Source organism: Stenotrophomonas sp. GD04054, from assembly GCF_029836955.1.
Classification (GTDB): domain Bacteria; phylum Pseudomonadota; class Gammaproteobacteria; order Xanthomonadales; family Xanthomonadaceae; genus Stenotrophomonas; species Stenotrophomonas maltophilia_A.
Map to the genome: position 1 here is coordinate 24,915 of NZ_JAOECR010000021.1, position 18,471 is coordinate 43,385.

17 protein-coding genes are annotated in these 18,471 nt (G+C 66.9%); 6 read left to right on the top strand and 11 right to left on the bottom strand.

The features are described from left to right. The first annotated feature begins 21 nt into the window (after positions 1-21). Positions 22-933 (top strand): LysR family transcriptional regulator, encoded by a 912-nt coding sequence (locus tag N7573_RS11710; protein ID WP_279911986.1) that lies wholly within the window; start codon positions 22-24, stop codon positions 931-933. Between the two features lie 3 nt (positions 934-936). Here N7573_RS11710 and N7573_RS11715 read toward each other — a convergent pair whose 3' ends face one another. The 3 genes from N7573_RS11715 to N7573_RS11725 all read right to left on the bottom strand — a co-directional run bounded on the left by N7573_RS11715 (position 937) and on the right by N7573_RS11725 (position 3,414). Further along, a complete protein-coding gene (locus N7573_RS11715; protein WP_279911987.1) occupies positions 937-2,037 on the bottom strand; it encodes an NADH:flavin oxidoreductase/NADH oxidase in 1,101 nt (366 codons plus the stop codon). Between the two features lie 113 nt (positions 2,038-2,150). After that, positions 2,151-2,957: an NAD-dependent protein deacetylase gene (locus N7573_RS11720; RefSeq protein WP_279911988.1), complete on the bottom strand. Its 807-nt coding sequence runs from the start codon at positions 2,955-2,957 to the stop codon at positions 2,151-2,153. A gap of 55 nt (positions 2,958-3,012) precedes the next feature. Further along, positions 3,013-3,414: an acyl-CoA thioesterase gene (locus N7573_RS11725; RefSeq protein WP_004153688.1), complete on the bottom strand. Its 402-nt coding sequence runs from the start codon at positions 3,412-3,414 to the stop codon at positions 3,013-3,015. 154 nt (positions 3,415-3,568) lie between these two features. On the opposite strand from N7573_RS11725, the gene N7573_RS11730 reads away from it, so the two are divergent. Continuing rightward, entirely contained in the window at positions 3,569-4,204 is a 636-nt protein-coding gene (locus N7573_RS11730; RefSeq protein WP_279911989.1) for a LysE family translocator, read from the top strand. A gap of 189 nt (positions 4,205-4,393) precedes the next feature. Here the strand turns inward: N7573_RS11730 and N7573_RS11735 are convergent, their stop codons facing one another. The 3 genes from N7573_RS11735 to N7573_RS11745 all read right to left on the bottom strand — a co-directional run bounded on the left by N7573_RS11735 (position 4,394) and on the right by N7573_RS11745 (position 8,137). Next, complete coding sequence (locus N7573_RS11735; RefSeq protein ID WP_008264781.1) at positions 4,394-5,413, bottom strand: ribonucleotide-diphosphate reductase subunit beta; 1,020 nt, start codon at positions 5,411-5,413, stop codon at positions 4,394-4,396. A 138-nt stretch (positions 5,414-5,551) separates the two neighbouring features. Further along, the gene (locus N7573_RS11740; protein ID WP_185749974.1) at positions 5,552-5,710 is read right to left on the bottom strand and encodes a hypothetical protein; all 159 of its coding nucleotides are present in this window, start codon (positions 5,708-5,710) and stop codon (positions 5,552-5,554) included. A gap of 24 nt (positions 5,711-5,734) precedes the next feature. After that, positions 5,735-8,137, bottom strand: coding sequence for a ribonucleoside-diphosphate reductase subunit alpha (locus N7573_RS11745; protein ID WP_032128210.1), 2,403 nt, complete (start codon positions 8,135-8,137; stop codon positions 5,735-5,737). A gap of 530 nt (positions 8,138-8,667) precedes the next feature. Here N7573_RS11745 and N7573_RS11750 point away from each other — a divergent pair. Then, complete coding sequence (locus N7573_RS11750) at positions 8,668-9,504, top strand: DUF2884 family protein (RefSeq protein ID WP_279911990.1); 837 nt, start codon at positions 8,668-8,670, stop codon at positions 9,502-9,504. Between the two features lie 75 nt (positions 9,505-9,579). Here N7573_RS11750 and zapE read toward each other — a convergent pair whose 3' ends face one another. Continuing rightward, a complete protein-coding gene (gene zapE / locus N7573_RS11755; protein WP_125895454.1) occupies positions 9,580-10,680 on the bottom strand; it encodes a cell division protein ZapE in 1,101 nt (366 codons plus the stop codon). Further along, positions 10,677-11,348 (bottom strand): CocE/NonD family hydrolase, encoded by a 672-nt coding sequence (locus tag N7573_RS11760; RefSeq protein ID WP_180844599.1) that lies wholly within the window; start codon positions 11,346-11,348, stop codon positions 10,677-10,679. The genes zapE and N7573_RS11760 overlap by 4 nt, the downstream gene beginning before the upstream one ends. Before the next feature lie 43 nt (positions 11,349-11,391). Here N7573_RS11760 and N7573_RS11765 point away from each other — a divergent pair, with 43 nt between their 5' ends. Then, positions 11,392-12,249: an EamA/RhaT family transporter gene (locus N7573_RS11765; RefSeq protein ID WP_279911991.1), complete on the top strand. Its 858-nt coding sequence runs from the start codon at positions 11,392-11,394 to the stop codon at positions 12,247-12,249. Between the two features lie 319 nt (positions 12,250-12,568). On the opposite strand, the gene N7573_RS11770 is transcribed toward N7573_RS11765, so the two are convergent. From N7573_RS11770 to N7573_RS11780, 3 genes are all read right to left on the bottom strand, one after another. Then, entirely contained in the window at positions 12,569-14,011 is a 1,443-nt protein-coding gene (locus tag N7573_RS11770; protein WP_279911992.1) for an ExeM/NucH family extracellular endonuclease, read from the bottom strand. A 172-nt stretch (positions 14,012-14,183) separates the two neighbouring features. Further along, entirely contained in the window at positions 14,184-14,702 is a 519-nt protein-coding gene (locus N7573_RS11775; protein ID WP_005407662.1) for a c-type cytochrome, read from the bottom strand. Positions 14,703-14,907: 205 nt separating this feature from the next. Beyond that, entirely contained in the window at positions 14,908-15,516 is a 609-nt protein-coding gene (locus tag N7573_RS11780; RefSeq protein ID WP_005407661.1) for a TetR/AcrR family transcriptional regulator, read from the bottom strand. A 161-nt stretch (positions 15,517-15,677) separates the two neighbouring features. Here N7573_RS11780 and N7573_RS11785 point away from each other — a divergent pair, with 161 nt between their 5' ends. Further along, complete coding sequence (locus N7573_RS11785; protein ID WP_014645571.1) at positions 15,678-16,841, top strand: isovaleryl-CoA dehydrogenase; 1,164 nt, start codon at positions 15,678-15,680, stop codon at positions 16,839-16,841. Between the two features lie 10 nt (positions 16,842-16,851). Continuing rightward, positions 16,852-18,462: a carboxyl transferase domain-containing protein gene (locus N7573_RS11790; protein ID WP_279911993.1), complete on the top strand. Its 1,611-nt coding sequence runs from the start codon at positions 16,852-16,854 to the stop codon at positions 18,460-18,462. Positions 18,463-18,471 lie beyond the last annotated feature (9 nt).

Consider the following 18,471-nt stretch of genomic DNA (forward strand, 5'->3'; position numbering starts at 1 on the left):
TCCATGGCAAGCTGGTCGGTCATGAACCTGTTGCAACTGATCCGCAGCTTCACCCGCACCGCAGAGACCGGCAGCATTGCCGCCGCGGCCCGCATCCTTGGCATCAGCGCCACCGCAGTCGGCCAGAACATCAACCGGCTGGAGGCGCATCTGGGCGTACGGTTGCTGAACCGAAGTACGCGCCAGCTGGCGCTCAGCGAGGCCGGCGCGCTGTACCTGGCGCAGGTGCGCCACATCGAAGCCGACCTGGCGCGTGCACAGGCGATGGTCACCTCTGGTGACATCGAACCGGCCGGGCCACTGCGCATCGCCAGCAGCAGCGCCTTTGGTCGCCACGTGCTTGCCCCCTTGCTGCCGTCGCTGCAGCAGCGCTACCCGCAACTGCAGCTGGAGCTGCGCCTGACCGATCGCGCCGTGCAACACGGCCCGGAAGCGGTGGATGCCAGCATCCGCATCGGTGCGCAGCTGGAGGACGGTGTCGTCGCACGGCAGCTGGCGCGCGTGCCGTTCGTGTTCTGTGCCTCGCCGGCCTATCTGAAGGCACACGGCACCCCGCAGCAACCCTCCGAGCTGAGCGGCCATCGCGGGCTGCTGCACCGCTTCCCCACCGATGGCCGGCCGCTGCGCTGGGGCCTGCTGAAGGATGGCCAGCGCGTGGACGCCGCACTGCCGCCGAGCATGGTCTGCGATGACATCGATGCGCTGGCGACGCTGGCCGCAGCCGGTGCCGGCATCACCCGGCTGGCCGCATTCGTGGCCGAGCCGTACCTGCGCGATGGCCGCCTGCAGGCAGTGTTCGGCGCCGGCACTGCATGGCGCCCGGAGCCGATGGAGGTCTATTTCTGCGTCAGCGACCGCCGCGATTTCACTGCCAAGATCCGCGCGCTGTTCGAGCACCTGCAGGCCGGCATGGCGCCGGCCTGGCGGGTGTGAGCCTCAGCGCGTCTTGAACACGCCGCGCGCATCGCGCGGCTCGCAGCGCAGGTACTGCGGCGCCGGTTCCACGCTGTCGCGCAATGCGGCGGCAGCATGCCACGGCCAGCGCGGGTCGTAGAGGATGCCGCGCGCCAGGGCTACCGCATCGGCGTGGCGATGGCGCAGGATCGATTCGGCCTGCTCCGGTTCGGTGATCATGCCCACGGCGATGACCGGCATGCGCACCTTGGCCTTGATCGCCGCCGCGAACGGCACCTGATAGCCCGGGCCGACGGTGATCTTCTGGCGCTCGTCCAGGCCACCGCTGGAGACATGCAGGAAGTTGCAGCCGCGCGCGTCCATCACCTGCGCCAGCGCTTCGCTCTGCACCAGATCCCAGCCGCCATCGACCCAGTCGCTGGCGGAGATGCGCACGCCCACCGCGACCTTGTCGGACACTGCCGCACGCACAGCATCGAACACCTCCACCAGCAGGCGCAGGCGGTTCGGCAGCGAGCCACCGTAGCCATCGGTGCGGCGGTTGCTCAGCGGCGACAGGAACTGGTGCAGCAGATAACCGTGCGCGGCATGCAGCTCGATCAGCTCGAAGCCCAGGCGCTCGGCGCGCACCGCACTGGCGGCGAAGGCGGCGATGACCTCGGCGATGCCGGCCTCGTCCAGTTCCTGCGGTACCGGATCGGCGGCATGGAACGGCAGCGGCGACGGCGCCACGGTGGCCCAGCCACGCGCATCGTCGGCCGGCAACTGGCCACCACCGTCCCACGGACGCCTCACCGAGGCCTTGCGGCCGGCATGGCCCAGCTGGACGCCCAGCGGCATCGGCGACCAGCGGCGGACGCTGGCCAGCACCTGCGCCAGTGCGGCCTCGGTGCCGTCATCCCACAGGCCCAGGTCGGCCCAGCTGATGCGGCCGCGCGGTTCGACCGCGGTGGCTTCCAGGATCAGCAGGCCGGCACCGGACTGCGCCAGGTTGCCCAGATGCATGGCGTGCCAGTCGCTGGCGCGGCCATCTTCGGCGGAGTACTGGCACATCGGCGCGATGACGATGCGGTTGGACAGGGTCAGGGGGCCGAACGAGATCGGCGAAAACAGCTGGCTCAAGACGGTGATGAACGACGTAGGGGGTGCGTATTGCACCGCCGCACGGCCTGCGAATCAACCGTCTGGATGGATCGCTGTTTCGCGGTGGGCGTGCAGCCGAGCGCGTGCTCGGCTCAGGACGAAGCCCACGCGGCCAGCGCCTCGGCGCAGTCCCGTTCATCCTTGAACTGCAGCAGGTCGTCGGCGCGGGTGCGGCCACGGTTCAACGCCGCCACCGGCAGCCCTGCCCTGGCCGCCGCCTGCACGAAGCGGAAGCCGGAATAGACCATCAGCGATGAACCCACCACCAGCACGGCGTCGGCCTGCTGCAGGTGCTCCTGCACCGCCTGCACGCGCTCCCGCGGCACGTTTTCGCCGAAGAACACCACATCCGGCTTCAACAGGCCGCCGCAATACGGGCACTCGGGCACCGCGAACGCGGAGAAATCGGTCTCCAGATCGGCATCACCATCGGGCGCGATGCCTGCCTCCAGCGCGTCCCAGCCGGGATTGGCGTCCAGCAGGCGCTGCTGGAAGCCTTCACGATCGCTGCGACGCTCACAGCCCATGCAGCGCACCAGATCCAAGCGGCCATGCAGGTCGATCACGTTGTGGCTGCCGGCACGCTGGTGCAGGCCGTCCACGTTCTGGGTCAGCAGCACCTGCAGCTTGCCGCGGCTTTCCAGCGCGGCCAGGGCCTGGTGGGTGCCGTTGGGCCGGGCCAGGCCGAAGCGCGGCCAGCCGAGCAGGCTGCGCGCCCAGTAGCGCTGGCGGGTGGCCGCCTCGCCCATGAAGGCCTGGTAGGTCACCGGCGGCGTGCGTTTCCACTGGCCGTCGGCATCCCGGTAATCGGGAATGCCCGAGGCGGTGCTGCAGCCGGCGCCGGTCAGCACGAACAGGCGCTGGGCACGGTCGATGAAGTCGGTCAGTGGCAGGGTCATGGCTGCCAGATGGGGGCGCCGTGGCGCCCCCGCAAGCACCGGTCCGTTGGCCGGGTCAGGCCGCCGGCAGCGGCGGTACCGCGATCGGGTGGCCTTCCTCGTCCAGCGCGATCATCACGAAGTGGCCGCGGGTGCACAGCTTGCGCTCGCCGCTGTGCAGGTCCTCGGCGACCAGTTCCACCTCCACCTTCATCGAGCTGCGGCCGACTTCGACGATGCGGCCGATGGTTTCCACCATCTGGCCGATGCGGATCGGCAGCTTGAAGTCGACCTGGTCGCTGCGCGCGGTCACCACGGTGCGGCGCGAGTAACGGGCGGCGGCCAGGAAGGCGGCCTTGTCCATCCACGCCAGCGCCTGGCCACCGAACAGGGTGCCAAGGTGGTTGGTGTGGTTGGGAAAGACGATTTCGGCCATGCGCACTTCGGTGGGCGGCACGGTCTCGGGGATGGGGGTCATGGGGGGGGGCTTCGGTGTGGGGTGCTGCGGATTCTAAGCGACCGGAGTGATGGCCATCGGAATGCACGTGCAACGGTCACCCGGCAGCGGTGCCTGCGCAGGCCGCGCCTGCGGCAGGCGTTACACTGCGCCACGCCCACTGCCAGGACCGCCCATGCCCGCCACTTCCGACCTGCTGGCCTTCGCGCTGGTTTCACTGGCCATGGTGCTCACGCCCGGGCCGAACATGATCTACCTGATCTCACGCTCGATCTGCCAGGGGCCGATGGCAGGCCTGATCTCGCTGGGCGGGGTGGCGCTGGGCTTCGTGTTCTACATGCTGTGTGCGGCACTGGGCATCACCGCCCTGCTGATGATCGTGCCGTTCGCCTACGACGCGCTGCGCATCGGCGGCGCGCTGTACCTGCTGTACCTTGCCTGGCAGGCGCTCAAGCCCGGTGGCCGCTCACCGTTCGCGGTGCGCGAACTGCCGCAGGACAGCCCGCGCAAGCTGTTCACGATGGGCTTCCTGACCAACCTGCTGAACCCGAAAGTGGCGGTGATGTACCTGTCGCTGCTGCCGCAGTTCCTGCATCCGGACGGCGAGGGCAGTGTGCTGATGCAGTCGATCGTGCTGGGCTCCACCCAGATCGCGGTGAGTGTGACCGTGAACGGCATGATTGCGCTGACCGCTGGCAGCATCGCCGGTTTCCTGGCCGCGCGCCCGACCTGGCAGGTGGTGCAGCGCTGGCTGATGGGCACGGTGCTGGCCGGGCTGGCGGTACGCATGGCGGTGGAAGGGCGACGCTGATTGTAGAGTCGAGCTTGCTCGACCGCTTTGCGCGAACGGCAGTCGAGCCAGCTCGACTCTACAAAGGCCCGCGTGCAGCATGACGGCCGGTAGCACCAGGCAGGCTCCGCCGGACATGGCCCGGCGCTACCAACAAGAAACCCCGGCGCTGGCCGGGGTTTCTCGTTGCGACAGGCCTGACCGGTTCGATCAGAAGTTCATGTCGAAGGCGACTTCGCCCTGCACGCCGACCTGGTAGGCCGAGACGCGGCGTTCGAAGAAGTTGGTCAGCTCCTGCACGTCCTGCAATTCCATGAACGGCAGCGGGTTGCGCACGTTGTACTTCTTTTCCATGCCCAGCTTGGCAAAGTGCTGGTCGGCACAGTGCTGCAGGTACTGGCGCATGTCGCGGGTCGAGATGCCGGCCACGCCACCGGACAGCACGTCCTCGGCGAACTGCACTTCGCATTCGATGGCTTCGGCCAGCATGTCGTAGACCTGCTGCTTCATCTCGTCGTCGAACAGGTCCGGTTCTTCCTCACGCACCACGCGCACCGACTCGAACGCGAACTCCATGTGCGCGCTCTCGTCGCGGAACACCCAGTTGGTGCCCGAGGCCAGGCCCGGCAGCAGGCCGCGCGAACGGAAGTAGTACACGTAGGCGAAGGCAGCAAAGAAGAACAGGCCTTCGATGCACGCAGCGAAGCAGATCTGGTTGAGCAGGAACTGGCGGCGCTCGGCACGGGTCTCGATGCGCTTCAGGTCCTGGATCGAGTCGATCCACTTGAAGCAGAAATCGGCCTTCTTCTTGATCGAGTCGATGTTCTCCACCGCGGCGAAGGCTTTGACGCGCTCTTCCGGATCCGGCAGGTAGTTGTCGAGCAGGGTCAGGTAGAACTGCACGTGCAGCGCTTCTTCATACAGCTGGCGCGACAGGTACATGCGCGCTTCCGGCGCATTCAAGTGCTGGTACAGGTTCAGCACCAGGTTGTTGGAGACGATCGAGTCGCCGGTGGCGAAGAACGCGACCAGGCGGTGGATCAGGTGGCGCTCACCCGGCGACATCTTGCTGTGCAGGTCGGTGATGTCGATCTGGAAGTTGATCTCTTCCACCGTCCAGGTGTTCTTGATCGCATTCCGGTACATGTCATAGAACTGCGGGTAGCGCATCGGGCGCAGGGTCAGTTCAAAACCGGGATCGAGCAGCATCTGCTTGGGCTTGTCGGCCATGGGTGTTTCCTTTACTCAGATTTGCACTCAGATCGTTAGACAATAAGTACTAAACGATTTTCGTGAAGAATTCTCAACGAGATCACAAAGGCACATCCTTGTGCCAAAGCTCTCAACAAGTCTCCACCACTCCAACTCTCACTTATCTGGCTTCCAGTAATAGGTATAACCAAGTGGAGCAATCGGCTTGATCGGCCTCAGTGGTTGGATCGCCTTGATGGGCTTGATCGGTTTGATTGGTTGAATCGGACGGATCTTCTTAACGCCAGTGGGCTTCTTTCTAAGATTCCACGACATGATCGAACCTCCAAATCAGATTGATTACTGGCAGGCCTCGCAGGCTTCCGGGTTTTCCAGCGAGCAGGCGATGGCTTCGTCCGGGCTGAACACCTTGGCCGGGGCTGCGCTGCTCACCGTGGTCTTGGCGATCTTGGTGGCCGGGCGCGAACGCAGGTAGTAGGTGGTCTTGATGCCCTGCTTCCAGGCATACATGTACATGGAAGACATCGCGCCGATGTTCGGGCTTTCCATGAACAGGTTGAGCGAGGCCGACTGGTCGATGAAGGCACCACGCTCGGCGGCCATGTCGATCAGCGAACGCATCGGCAGTTCCCACGCGGTGCGGTAGACCTCGCGCAGCGTTTCCGGAATCTGCGCCACGCCGGCGATGGAGCCTTCGGCCAGCTTGATGGCATCGCGCATGTCGGCGGTCCACAGGCCCAGCTTCTTCAGCTCGTTCACCAGGTAGCGGTTGACCTGCAGGAAGTCACCGGACAGGGTCTCGCGCTTGAACAGGTTGGACACCTGCGGCTCGACGCACTCGTAGCAGCCGGCGATCGAGGCGATGGTGGCGGTCGGTGCAATCGCGATCATCAGCGAGTTGCGCAGGCCATGCTCCTTGATGCGGGCACGCAGGGCATCCCAGCGCGCGGTGTCTTCCGGCACCACGTTCCAGGCGTCGAACTGCAGTTCGCCACCGGCGGCGCGGGTGTCGTTGAACGACGGGTGCTTGCCGCGTTCCTGGGCCAGCTCGCAGGAGGTTTCCAGCGCGTGGAAGTAGATCGCTTCGGCGATCTTCTTCGACAGGGCGCGGGCTTCGGCGCTGTCGAACGGCAGGCGCTTGCGGAAGAACACGTCCTGCAGGCCCATGCAGCCCAGGCCGACCGGACGCCAGCGCAGGTTGGCGCGGCGGGCGGTTTCGATCGGGTAGAAGTTCAGGTCGATGACGCGGTCGAGCTGGCGCACGGCCAGGCGCACGGTCTCGGCCAGCTTCTCGAAGTCGAACTCGTTGTGCTCGTCGAAGTGGTTGCCCAGGTTGATCGAACCCAGGTTGCACACCGCGGTTTCATCGTTGGAGGTGACTTCCAGGATTTCGGTGCACAGGTTCGACAGGTGGATCACGTTGCCCGGACGCAGGGTCTGGTTGCTGGCGCGGTTGCACTTGTCCTTGAAGGTCATCCAGCCGTTGCCGGTCTCGGCCAGCGTACGCATCATGCGGGCGTACAGCTTGCGCGCGGAGATGGTGCGGTTGGCCTTGCCCTGGGCTTCGGCCTGCAGGTAGGCCTGCTCGAAGGCTTCGCCGAACAGGTCGGTGAACTCCGGCACGACGCGCGGATCGAACAGCGACCATTCCTGGTCGGCCTCGACGCGCTTCATGAACAGGTCCGGCACCCAGTTGGCCAGGTTCAGGTTGTGCGCACGGCGGGCTTCGTCACCGGTGTTGTCACGCAGCTCGAGGAAGTCCTCGACGTCGGCGTGCCAGGTTTCCAGGTAGACGCAGGCTGCGCCCTTGCGCTTGCCGCCCTGGTTCACCGCGGCCACGGACGAATCCATGGTCTTCAGCCACGGCACGATGCCGTTGGAGTGGCCGTTGGTCGACTTGATCAGCGAACCACGCGAACGCACGCGGGTGTAGCTGACGCCGATGCCGCCGGAGAACTTCGACAGCTGGGCGATGTCGCCGTACTTGGAATAGATCGACTCCAGCGAGTCCTGCGGCGAATCCAGCAGGAAGCACGAGGACAGCTGCTCGTGGGTGGTGCCGGAATTGAACAGGGTCGGGCTGGACGGCAGGTAGTCCAGGTTGCCCATGCGCTTGTACAGCGCCAGGGTCTCGGACACATCCTCGCTCAGCGCGCTGGCAATGCGCAGGAAGAACTGCTGCGGGGTCTCGATCACCTTGCGGGTGTGCGGATGGCGCAGCAGGTAACGGTCGTACAGGGTACGCAGGCCGAAGTAATCGAAGTTCAGGTCCAGCGAGATGTCGATGGCATCGTTGAGCTTGCGCGCGTTGGTCTGCACGAAGTTCAGCAGGCGGTCGTTGATCAGGCCGACTTCATGGCCACGGCTGACCGACTGCGAGAAGGCGTAGATTTCCTGGCCCGAGACTTCCTTGGCGATGTAGTTGGCCAGCAGGCGCGCAGCGAGGCGGCCGTACTCGGGCTCTTCACCGATCAGCAGGGCGGCGGTGCGGATGGACAGTTCGTCCAGCTCGCGGGTGGTGGCGCCGTTGTACAGGCCGGAAATGGTGCGGGTGGCCACGCGCATCGGATCGACGGCGTGCAGGCCTTCGGAGGAACGCTGCACCGCGCGCACGATCTTGTTCAGGTCCACCAGTTCGGTCGTGCCATTGCGCTTGGTCACACTCATCGCGTTGGCCGTCGGCGGCGACGTCAACAGGAATTCGCTTTCCTTCTCGATGGTGGCGCTGGATTCGGTGGTCACGGCGTGTGTCCTCTTGGCGTGATTGGTGGGTGCTCGATGCATCGGGTGACGCAGCCCGGGACATGACAGCCCAGGATGGCAGGACGGCGTCGCAGGGGATGAGACCCTGCGCCTGCCACTACCGTTGACGATCGCGGATGGGTACCCCGGGCACCCCCTTGAATTGGGGTTGCTGCGACCGACGGCCACAAGATAGTGGGGGTAATGGGGTCCGTCAACGCCAAATGTAGTGAAATTCGGCAATCCCTTGCGCCGCAAGGATCGTGCCATCGGCGCCCGGATCAGACGCTTCAGACCTGCCGGAACGGGCTGCGCAGTCAAGCCCGAAAGGCGTCATCGCGGTGGTACAACGCACCGCGAAAACGGAACAATGACAGCTTCACATGACAGTGATGAAACTGGCTAGGGACAACCCTGTGGATAGCTGGTGGGCAGCCGGTGGGAATCCGGTGGACGGGTGACTTCCGGCCGGTGACGCCCGCGCGCTGGCAGCGGATGCTGGCCGCTCGCTCCCGGAAAAGGATGCTCCGATGCACCTGCGGTTGCCCGCGCTGGCCCTGCTGCCTGCCCTGTTCATTGCCCCGGCGCTGGCCGCCGAAGGGCCGGACCTGCGTTCGGACCAGTGCGGCATCCATACCGACTACGACGTGCTGGTGGACAGCGGCGGCATCTGGCTGCGGCATGGCCCGCAGGCGCCGCATGAAGTGGTGTTCCACGATGGCGTGCTGAGCCTGGACGACACGATCGTGCCGGTCAGCGAGGCCGACGCCGCCCGCCTGCGGCAGATGGAGGCCGGGGCGCGGCAGCTGATGCCGGCGGCCACCGCGCTGGCCCATGAAGTGAGTGGGCTGAGCTTCGACGTGCTCGACGGGGTCTATGAGAGCCTCACCGGCACCGCCAACAGCCGCAAGGTCCGGCGCCTGCGCCGGCAGGCCGATGACTGGATCGGCGGCACGCTGGGCAAGGGTTACTGGGAACAGGCAGTGTTCGGGCCGGGCTTCGAGGCCAAGGTGCAGGACATGGCCGAGTCGCTGTCCGCGTCCATCGCCCGCAGCGTGCTGTGGCAGGTGTTCACCGGCCGCAGCGATGCGATGGAAGAACGCGCCGACCGCCTGGACGCGCAGATGGAACAGCAGCTGGAAGGCCGCGCCGAGCGCATCGAGGCCCGCGCGCAGGCGCTGTGCCCGCTGGTGCAGTCGCTGGCCGACACCCACGACGCGCTGGAAGTGCGCTACCAAGGCCAACCGCTGCGGCTGCTGGAGCGCGGCGAGAGCGTGCGGGTGGAGCACGGCGATGGCTCGGGCCTGCATGTGTCGGCCGGGCCGGATGAGCGGCCGCGTGGGAATGCGGTGGTGCCGACCCGGTAACCGCGCGGCGGATGCCGGCCAGCGGCCGGTACTACCGGAACCCTGGCCGGCAACGCATTTACCTGGGTGGCGCCCTCACGCCCGGTGCGGGGTACCCAGGTACTCGGCGCTCTGCATCTCGATCAGGCGCGAGGCGGTGCGCTCGAACGCGCCCTGCAGGCGCTGGCCGGTGTACAGCTCGATCGGCGAGGTACTGGCGGTGCAGACCAGGTTGACGTGGCGGTCGTACAGCTCGTCGATCAGGTTGACGAAGCGGCGCGCGGCATCTTCGTTCAGGCGATCGAAGGCAGGAATGCCGCCCAGCAGCACGGTGTTGAACTCGTGGGCGATCTCGATGTAGTCCGACGGGCCACGCGGGCCTTCGCACAACGCGGCGAAATCGAACCAGGCAATGCTCTTGCCACGGCCGCGCACCGGGATCTTGCGGCCTTCGATCTCGATGTTGCCGGGCTTGGCCGGCTGGCCGCCGCTCAGTTCGTTCCAGCGCGTGGCCAGCCACTCATCACTGTCGGCGGCCAACGGTGCGCGGTACACCGGCGAGCGGGTCAGCGCACGCATCCGGTAATCCTCGGTGCCCTCGGCGTACAGCTCGACGCAGAAGCGCTGCAGCAGGCCGATGGCCGGCATGAAGCTCTCACGCTGCAGACCGTTGAGGTACAGGTTCTCCACCGCCGTGTTGGAGGTGGTCACCAGGGTAACGCCTTCGGCGAACAGGCGCTCCAGCAGGCGTGCCAGCAGCATCGCATCGCCGATGTCGGTGACGAAGAACTCGTCCAGCACCAGCACGCGCAGGTTGCTGCGCCACTCTTGGGCGATCTTCGCCAGCGGGTCGCTCTGCCCCTGGTGCTCGCGCAGGCGCTCGTGGACACTGCGCATGAAGCGATGGAAGTGGGTGCGGTACTTCTGTTTGATCGGCAGGCCGTCGTAGAACAGGTCGACCAGGAACGTCTTGCCACGGCCGACGCCGCCCCAGAAGTACAGACCCTTCACCGGCTCGGGCTTCTTCCAGAACGAGGACAGGCGGTCCAGCCAGCCGTCTTCGGCGCTGTCGACCAGGCCCAGGTGGATGCGGTCCAGTTCGGCCAGCGCTGCGTGCTGGGCCGGGTCGTTCTGCCAGTCGCCACGGGCAACCCCTTCCGCGTACCGCTGCGACGGGGTCAGCTCGGTTGCACTCATGCCGCTGCGCCCAGCCAGTGCTTGACGCCGTGGGTCAGCGCGCCGCGCAGGTCGATCAGCTTGCGGTGGAAGAAATGGCTGGTCTCGGGCATGCGCACCAGCTCATGCGGGACGTCCAGCGTGTCCAGCCACTGGTAGACGGCCTGCGGGTCGACGATCTCGTCCTGCTCGCCCTGGATCACCAGCCAGCGGGCCGGCGGCGCGATGCCATCGAAATCCCAGCGGCCGGCCGGCGGTGCGATCGAGATCAGCGCTTCCGGCTGCAGCGCGGCAGCAGCCTTCAGCGACACGAACGCGCCGAAGCTGAAACCGGCCAGCCACAGGCGGTCGTCGGGCCGCTGGCTGCGCACCCAGGCGGCGACGGCTTTCAGGTCATCCTGCTCGCCCACGCCATGGTCGAACTCACCGGCCGACGCGCCGACGCTGCGGAAGTTGAAGCGTACCGTGGCGATGCCAAGCTCGCGCAGGGTGGTGGCGGTCATGGTGACCACCTTGTTGTGCAGGGTGCCGCCTTCGGTGGACAGCGGATGGCAGATGATGGCCACGATCGGCTGCGCCGGCACATCGGCCTTGGGCAGGTCGACGACCACTTCCAGCGGGCCGGCCGGGCCGGCCAGTTCGAGGCAGGCGGTTTCGCCGGGGGCGACGGGGAACGAAGGCTTGTGCATGGCACCATGATACCGTCCCCTGCCCCTGCCCTGTGCCCGCCCCATGCTCTACCTGTCCTTGGCCGTGATCTGCAGCGTGCTGGTTTCGGTGTTGTTGAAGGTGGCCGGACGCCGCCAGCTGGATGTTTCGCAGATGGTCACCTGGAACTATCTGGTGGCGGCAACGCTCACCGCCGTGGTGCTGCAGCCGCCGCTGGACGCACTGCGCGCGCCACATGCCCCGTGGCTGTCGCTGCTGGCACTGGCGGTGGTGCTGCCATCGATCTTCCTGGTGCTGGGCCGCGCGGTGGCGGTGGCCGGCATCGTCCGCAGCGACGTGGCGCAGCGCTTGTCGTTGCTGCTGTCTTTGGCCGCCGCCTTCCTGTTCTTCGGCCAGACTGCGACGCCGTGGAAGCTCGCCGGTCTCGGCCTGGGCCTGCTGGCGATGGTGGCGATCAGCCTGCGCCCGCGCGGCCCGGCGGTGGCGTCCTCACCCGGCGGCTGGGGCTGGCTGCTGGGCGTCTGGGCCGGGTTCGCGGTGGTCGACGTGCTGCTCAAGCAGGTGGCGCTGTCCGGCACGCCGTCGATGGCGGCGGTGCTGGCCAGCTTCAGCGTGGCCTTCGTGCTGATGCTGGCACTTCAGCTGTGGCGGCACGCCAGTGGCCGCAGCCGATTGGCCTGGCGCAACCTCGGTGCGGGCGCGCTGCTGGGCCTGCTCAACGGCGGCAACATTCTTTTCTATGTGCACGCGCATCAGTCCATGCCGGAGAGCCCGGCCACCGTGTTCGCCGGCATGAACATCGGCGTGGTGGTGCTGGGCGCGCTGGTCGGCGTGTTCGCGTTCGGCGAGGCCACCACCCGGTGGAACCGCGCCGGGCTGGCGCTGGCGGTGCTGGCGATCGGGTTGATTGCCTGGGGCTGAGCATTTGATTGCGACGGACCATTTCCGGCAAATCGTTTCCGCAACTCCGGAGAGGTGTCACTTTCTTTGCGCGCAAAGAAAGTAACCAAAGAAACGCTCCGCCAGCCGCGAGCCGGTGCTGTGCACCGGTACCCTGCGCTTCTCGGTGAACCAGGGGACGGCGCCGAACTCGCTACGCTCAGACATCGGCGCCTCTTCGCCCCTGATTCACCTGCGATCCTCGGCTCGCTTGAAGGCGGACTGAAAGGTCAAAAGCAACAGCAGGATCAGTGCCGCCCCATGTACGCGCCTACACCCAAGCGGATGCTCAACCGCTGGGTTATTTATCGAAACCCAGCAACAGCGGGTCGTGGTCGGAGCTGCGCCACGGGCCCTGCACATTGCGGCCCTGATAGCCGCTGGCGTCCTGCTCGTCGGCGTTGCTGTGCCATTCGGCGGCACCGCGCAGGCGCTGGGCCATGCCCGGGCTCAGCAGCGCATGGTCGAGGCGGCCGGTATAGCCGTTGTAGACGTAGCTGTAAGGATGCTCGACCTGGGCGACCTTGAATGCGTCCTGCCAGCCCAGGTCATGCAGGGTGCGGATCGGGTCTTCCATCGCGTAGGCGTTGAAATCGCCCAGCAGCACCACGTCCTTCACCTTCAGGCGGCCAGCTTCGGCCTGCACCCACTGGTTCAACTGCTTTGCCGATTCCACCCGGGTGGCATTCCAGCAACCCTGGCCATCGTTGCGGTCGGCATCGCCGCCGCTGGCATCACGGCAGCCCTTGGACTTGAAATGGTTGGCGACCACCATGAACGGTGCGCCCTTGCCCTGGAAGGCCTGCGCCAGCGGTGCGCGGCTGTGTTCGGCGAACGGACCGTCGGTTCTGGTCAACGGCTTGCCCAGCGGCTTGAACGCGCTCCTGCGATAGATGATGCCAACCCGGATCGGGTTGCTGCCCGGCCCCTCGCCGGCATCGACGAAGGCCCACTGCTTGTCGGCGGCAAGACCGGCGTTGAGGGCGCTGACCAGTTCGGCGATGGCCGACTGCGGGCCATAGCCATCGTTTTCCAGTTCCATCAACGCGGCGATGTCGGCACCGAGCGCGTTGACCGTGGCCACCAGCTTGCCGACCTGCGCCTTGTGCTCTTCCAGCGTGCGCGCGCCGCGCAGGGTCGGGAAGCCACCGCCCTGGCCATCGCCATTGAAGAAGTTCTCCAGGTTGAATGCAGCGATATGCAGGCTGCCCGGCACCGTCGGCACCGCCGGACGCTTCAGCTCGGGCAACGTGAGTGCACCCTCGACCTGCAGGCGCGGACGGCCCTGTGCGTCCACGTGCACGACACCTTCCACATTGCGCAGCTGCATGCCGGTGCGCAGCACCGGGTTGGCTGGCAAGTAGGCCACGCTGGCCGGGTCGCGGGCTTCGCTGCCGTCGTCCAGCAGCAGGCGGCGGCGCTGGTTGTCGGCCATCACCTGCTCATAGCCGGCAGTACCCGGCGCGGCCACTTCGGTCGGCTGCCAGAGGCGGCCATCGAAGGCCACGGTGAGCTGGCCGAAGCGTTCCAGGCCATCGGTACCGGCCAGGGTGAGCGGTGCGGCGATGCGCACGCGCTGGCCATCCAGCGCGCGCCAGTCGGCCGGCGCGGCGGTCAGCACCACGGTGGCGCTGCTGCGCGCGGCGGACGGCGACGCGACCGGTGCGGCCTGCGGCTGGGCCTGGGCAAAGGCGCCGGCCGGCAGCAGCAGGGACAGGGCAAGGGCGAGGGAACGGCGGCGCATCGACGGGCGACTCCATGGAAGAGGCGCACAGACTAACCCTGAAATGCGAAACCCCGCCTGCGGGCAGGGTTTTGACCTTGGTGGGCAAAGCCTGGGTCGTGCCGGCCGCGGGCCGGCAACCTCATGACCTTCGTGCGATGCGTGGTTGCCGGCCAGCGGCCGGCACTACCGGTTACTTCAGGTTGCCCAGCATCCAGTCCACGGTGGCGTGGATCTGTTCCTCGGTCAGCGCCGGGTTGCCGCCCTTGGGCGGCATGATGCCGCCATCCGGACCGGTATAGCCCTCGATGGCGTGCTTGTAGAGAGTGTCCTTGCCCTGTGCGATGCGCTTGTCCCAGTGCGAATGGTCCAGCGTCGGCGCCATGCCCACGCCGGTGGTGTGGCAGGCGGTGCACAGGTTGTCGAAGATGACCTTGCCGTCCTTGGTGCCGCCGTAGGCCACCTGCGAGGCGGCCTTGGCCAGCGCGGCGGCCTTGGCCGCAGCCTGCGCGGCGGCGCCGGTGCTGCCGGCATAGACCGCGCCGGTGGGCGAGATGCGCTGTTCGGTGCGCTTGGCCGCGGTCGGCGACACCTCGGGCGGAATCCGGGTGTGGATGTAAGCGGCAAGGAGGATGAGGCCGAGGGTGATGGTCGCCAGCAGCGCGATCACCATGGAGAAGCGTTTCAGGAACTCCAGATCGTAATTCCGCACTCTTCGTTACCCCTGGCTGATAGTCGTTGGACCACGGCTGAGCGACTGCGTGATGGACCGAGTATAGAACGCGCTTTGCGTGCGACAACAGGCGTCACTGCTGGTGCGGCGCAGCATTCGGACCCGGTAGTGCCGGCCGCTGCCCGGCATCGCCAGCCCGCCGGATGGATCGTGCAGAAGCCGGCCAGCGGCCGGCTCTACCGGATTACCGGGCGCCGATCGCGCGCAGGCAGAAGCTGCAGATCGCATCCACCAGTGCGTCTTCGTCGCGGTGTGCTTCGCGGCTGGGCGCGGTCGGGCCGACCATCGCCTCGGTGAAGGCGCCGACCAGGCAGGCGGCGGCCACATGCGCGTCCTGCGCTGGCAGCTCACCGGCGGCCACGCCCTCCTCCACCAGCCGCAGGAACACGTCGCCGAAGGCACGACGACCACGCATGCGCTCGGCTTCCACGTCCGGGTCGACCGGTTCGACGATGAAGGCATGCGCCAGCCCCGGCCCGGCCAGGGCGCGGCGGACGAAGGCGGTGATCGCCAACCGCAGGCGCTCGCTGGCCACCTCCGGGCCGCTGGCGATGCGCTCCATGATCGCGACCTCGTGGGCCACCGCGGCGTTGAGCACCTCCACGAACAGCTCGGCCTTGGACGGGAAGTGCCGGTAGATCAGGCCGGTGGACACCCCCGCCTGGGTCGCCACGGCGGTCACCGGGGCATTGCGCCAGCCGCCGGTGGCGACCAGCTCACGGGTGGCCAGCAGGATCCGTTCACGGGCCCCGGCCAGGCGTTCTTCCATCAGTGCAGAGCGTTTGTAGGCCATGTTTTGATTCTAGTTTCAATTTTTGAATTTGTATTCACTTCTTACCCGAACCCCGCTACGCTGGGGTCCAATCGCCCGTGCGGGCAGCGGTCCTGCAGACCGCCGCCCGCTCCCCCGCCGGGTGCGTCCATTTCCTGCCATCCCGCCGTGGAGCCACCACAATGCACGTGCCATCCCTGAACTTCGACCTTGGCGAAGACATCGACCTGCTGCGCCAGAGCGTGGCCCATTTTGCCGCCGCCGAGGTCGCACCGCTGGCCGCCGAGGCCGATGCCAGCAACCAGTTCCCGCTGGCCCTGTGGCCGAAGCTGGGCGAACAGGGCCTGCTCGGCCTCACCGTGGAAGAAGAATACGGCGGCACCGGCATGGGTTACCTGGCCCATGTGGTGGCGATGGAAGAAATCTCGCGTGCCTCCGGCGGCATCGGCCTGTCCTATGGCGCGCACTCCAACCTGTGCGTGAACCAGCTGCGCAAGAACGGCAACGAAGAACAGAAGCAGCGCTTCCTGCCCGGCCTGTGCAACGGCAGCCTGGTCGGCGCGCTGGCGATGAGCGAGCCGGGTGCCGGTTCGGACGTGGTGTCGATGAAGCTGCGCGCCGACAAGCGCGGTGACCGCTACGTGCTCAACGGCAACAAGATGTGGATCACCAACGGTCCGGACGCCGACGTGCTGGTGGTCTATGCCAAGACCGACATGGAAGCGGGTGCCAAGGGCATCACCGCGTTCCTGGTCGAGAAGGGCATGAAGGGCTTCTCCACCGCGCAGAAGCTGGACAAGCTGGGCATGCGCTCCTCGCCCACCTGCGAGCTGGTGTTCCAGGACTGCGAGATTCCCGAAGAAAACGTGCTGGGCCAGGTCGGTGGTGGCGTGCGCGTGTTGATGTCCGGCCTGGATTACGAGCGCGTGGTGCTGTCCGGTGGCCCGCTGGGCCTGATGGCCGCGGCCATGGACGTGGTCATGCCCTATGTGCACGAGCGCCACCAGTTCGGCGAACCGATCGGCAGCTTCCAGCTGATCCAGGCCAAGATCGCCGACATGTACGTGGGCCTGGGCGCGTGCCGCGCCTACGTCTATGCCGTCGCGCGCGCCTGCGACCAGGGCCGCACCACCCGCCAGGATGCCGCCGGTGCCATTCTGTACGCCGCCGAGAAGGCCACCTGGCTGACCGGCCAGGCGATCCAGATCCTGGGCGGCAACGGCTACATCAACGAATATCCGACCGGCCGCTTGTGGCGCGACGCCAAGCTGTATGAAATCGGCGCCGGCACGTCGGAGATCCGCCGCATGCTGATCGGCCGCGAACTGTTCCAGCGCACCCTGTAAGGCCAACGCGATGACCGTCCTGAACAGCCAGCTGCAACCGGGCAGCGAAACGTTTGAATGCAACCGCGCCGCCATGCAGGCCGTGGTCGACGACCTGCATGCCACCCTCGCCCGCACCGCGCTGGGCGGCAGCGAAGCCGCGCGCGCCAAGCACACCGCACGCGGCAAGCTGCTGGTGCGCGACCGCATCGACGCCCTGCTCGATCCCGGCAGCGCCTTCCTGGAAATCGCGCCGCTGGCCGCGCACGGCATGTACGAAGACGCCGTGCCCGCCGCGGGCGTGGTGGCCGGCATCGGCCGCGTCAGCGGCGTGGAATGCGTGATCGTGGCCAACGACGCCACGGTGAAGGGCGGCACCTACTACCCGATGACGGTGAAGAAGCACCTGCGCGCGCAGGAGATCGCCGAGCAGAACCACCTGCCCTGCATCTACCTGGTCGATTCCGGTGGCGCCTTCCTGCCGCTGCAGGACGAGGTGTTCCCCGACCGCGATCATTTCGGCCGCATCTTCTACAACCAAGCCAACCTGTCCGCGCAGGGCATCCCGCAGATTGCCTGCGTGATGGGTAGCTGCACCGCCGGCGGCGCCTATGTGCCGGCGATGAGCGATGAGACGGTGATCGTGCGCGAGCAGGGCACGATCTTCCTCGGCGGCCCACCGCTGGTGAAGGCGGCCACCGGTGAAGTGGTGACGGCCGAGGAACTCGGCGGTGCCGATGTGCACACGCGCATTTCCGGCGTGGCCGACCACATGGCCGACAACGACCTGCAGGCACTGGCGCGGGTGCGCGCGATCATCGCGCAGTTGAACTGGCGCAAGCCGGAGCCGGCGATGGCGGTGCAGGCCAACGAGGAACCACTGTTGCCGGCACACGACCTGTACGGGGTGATCCCGGCCGATACGCGCAAGCCCTACGACGTGCGCGAAGTGATCGCGCGCCTGGTCGATGGTTCGCGTTTCGATGAATTCAAGCCGCGCTACGGCGCAACGCTGGTGACCGGCTTTGCGCATCTGAACGGCTACCCGATCGGCATCATCGCCAACAACGGCATCCTGTTCTCCGAGTCGGCACTGAAGGGCGCACACTTCATCGAGCTGTGCACCCAGCGCAACATCCCGCTGGTGTTCCTGCAGAACATCACCGGCTTCATGGTCGGCCGCAAGTACGAACAGGGCGGCATCGCCAAGGACGGCGCCAAGCTGGTGATGGCCGTGGCCTGCGCCAAGGTGCCCAAGTTCACCGTGGTCATCGGTGGTTCGTTCGGTGCCGGCAACTACGGCATGTGCGGCCGCGCATACTCGCCGAACTTCCTGTGGATGTGGCCGAACGCGCGCATCGGCGTGATGGGCGGCGAACAGGCCGCCAGCGTGCTGGCCACGGTCAAGCGCGATGGCATCGAAGCCAAGGGCGGCCAGTGGCCGGCGGCGGAAGAGGATGCGTTCAAGGCACCGATCCGCGAGCAGTTCGAACAGCAGGGCCATCCGTACTACGCCAGCGCGCGCCTGTGGGATGACGGCGTGATCGATCCGGCCGACACCCGCCGGGTGCTCGCCCTGGCGCTGTCGGCCAGCCTCAACGCCGCCCCGCAGCAGACGCGCTTCGGCGTGTTCCGCATGTAACCCGTGCCA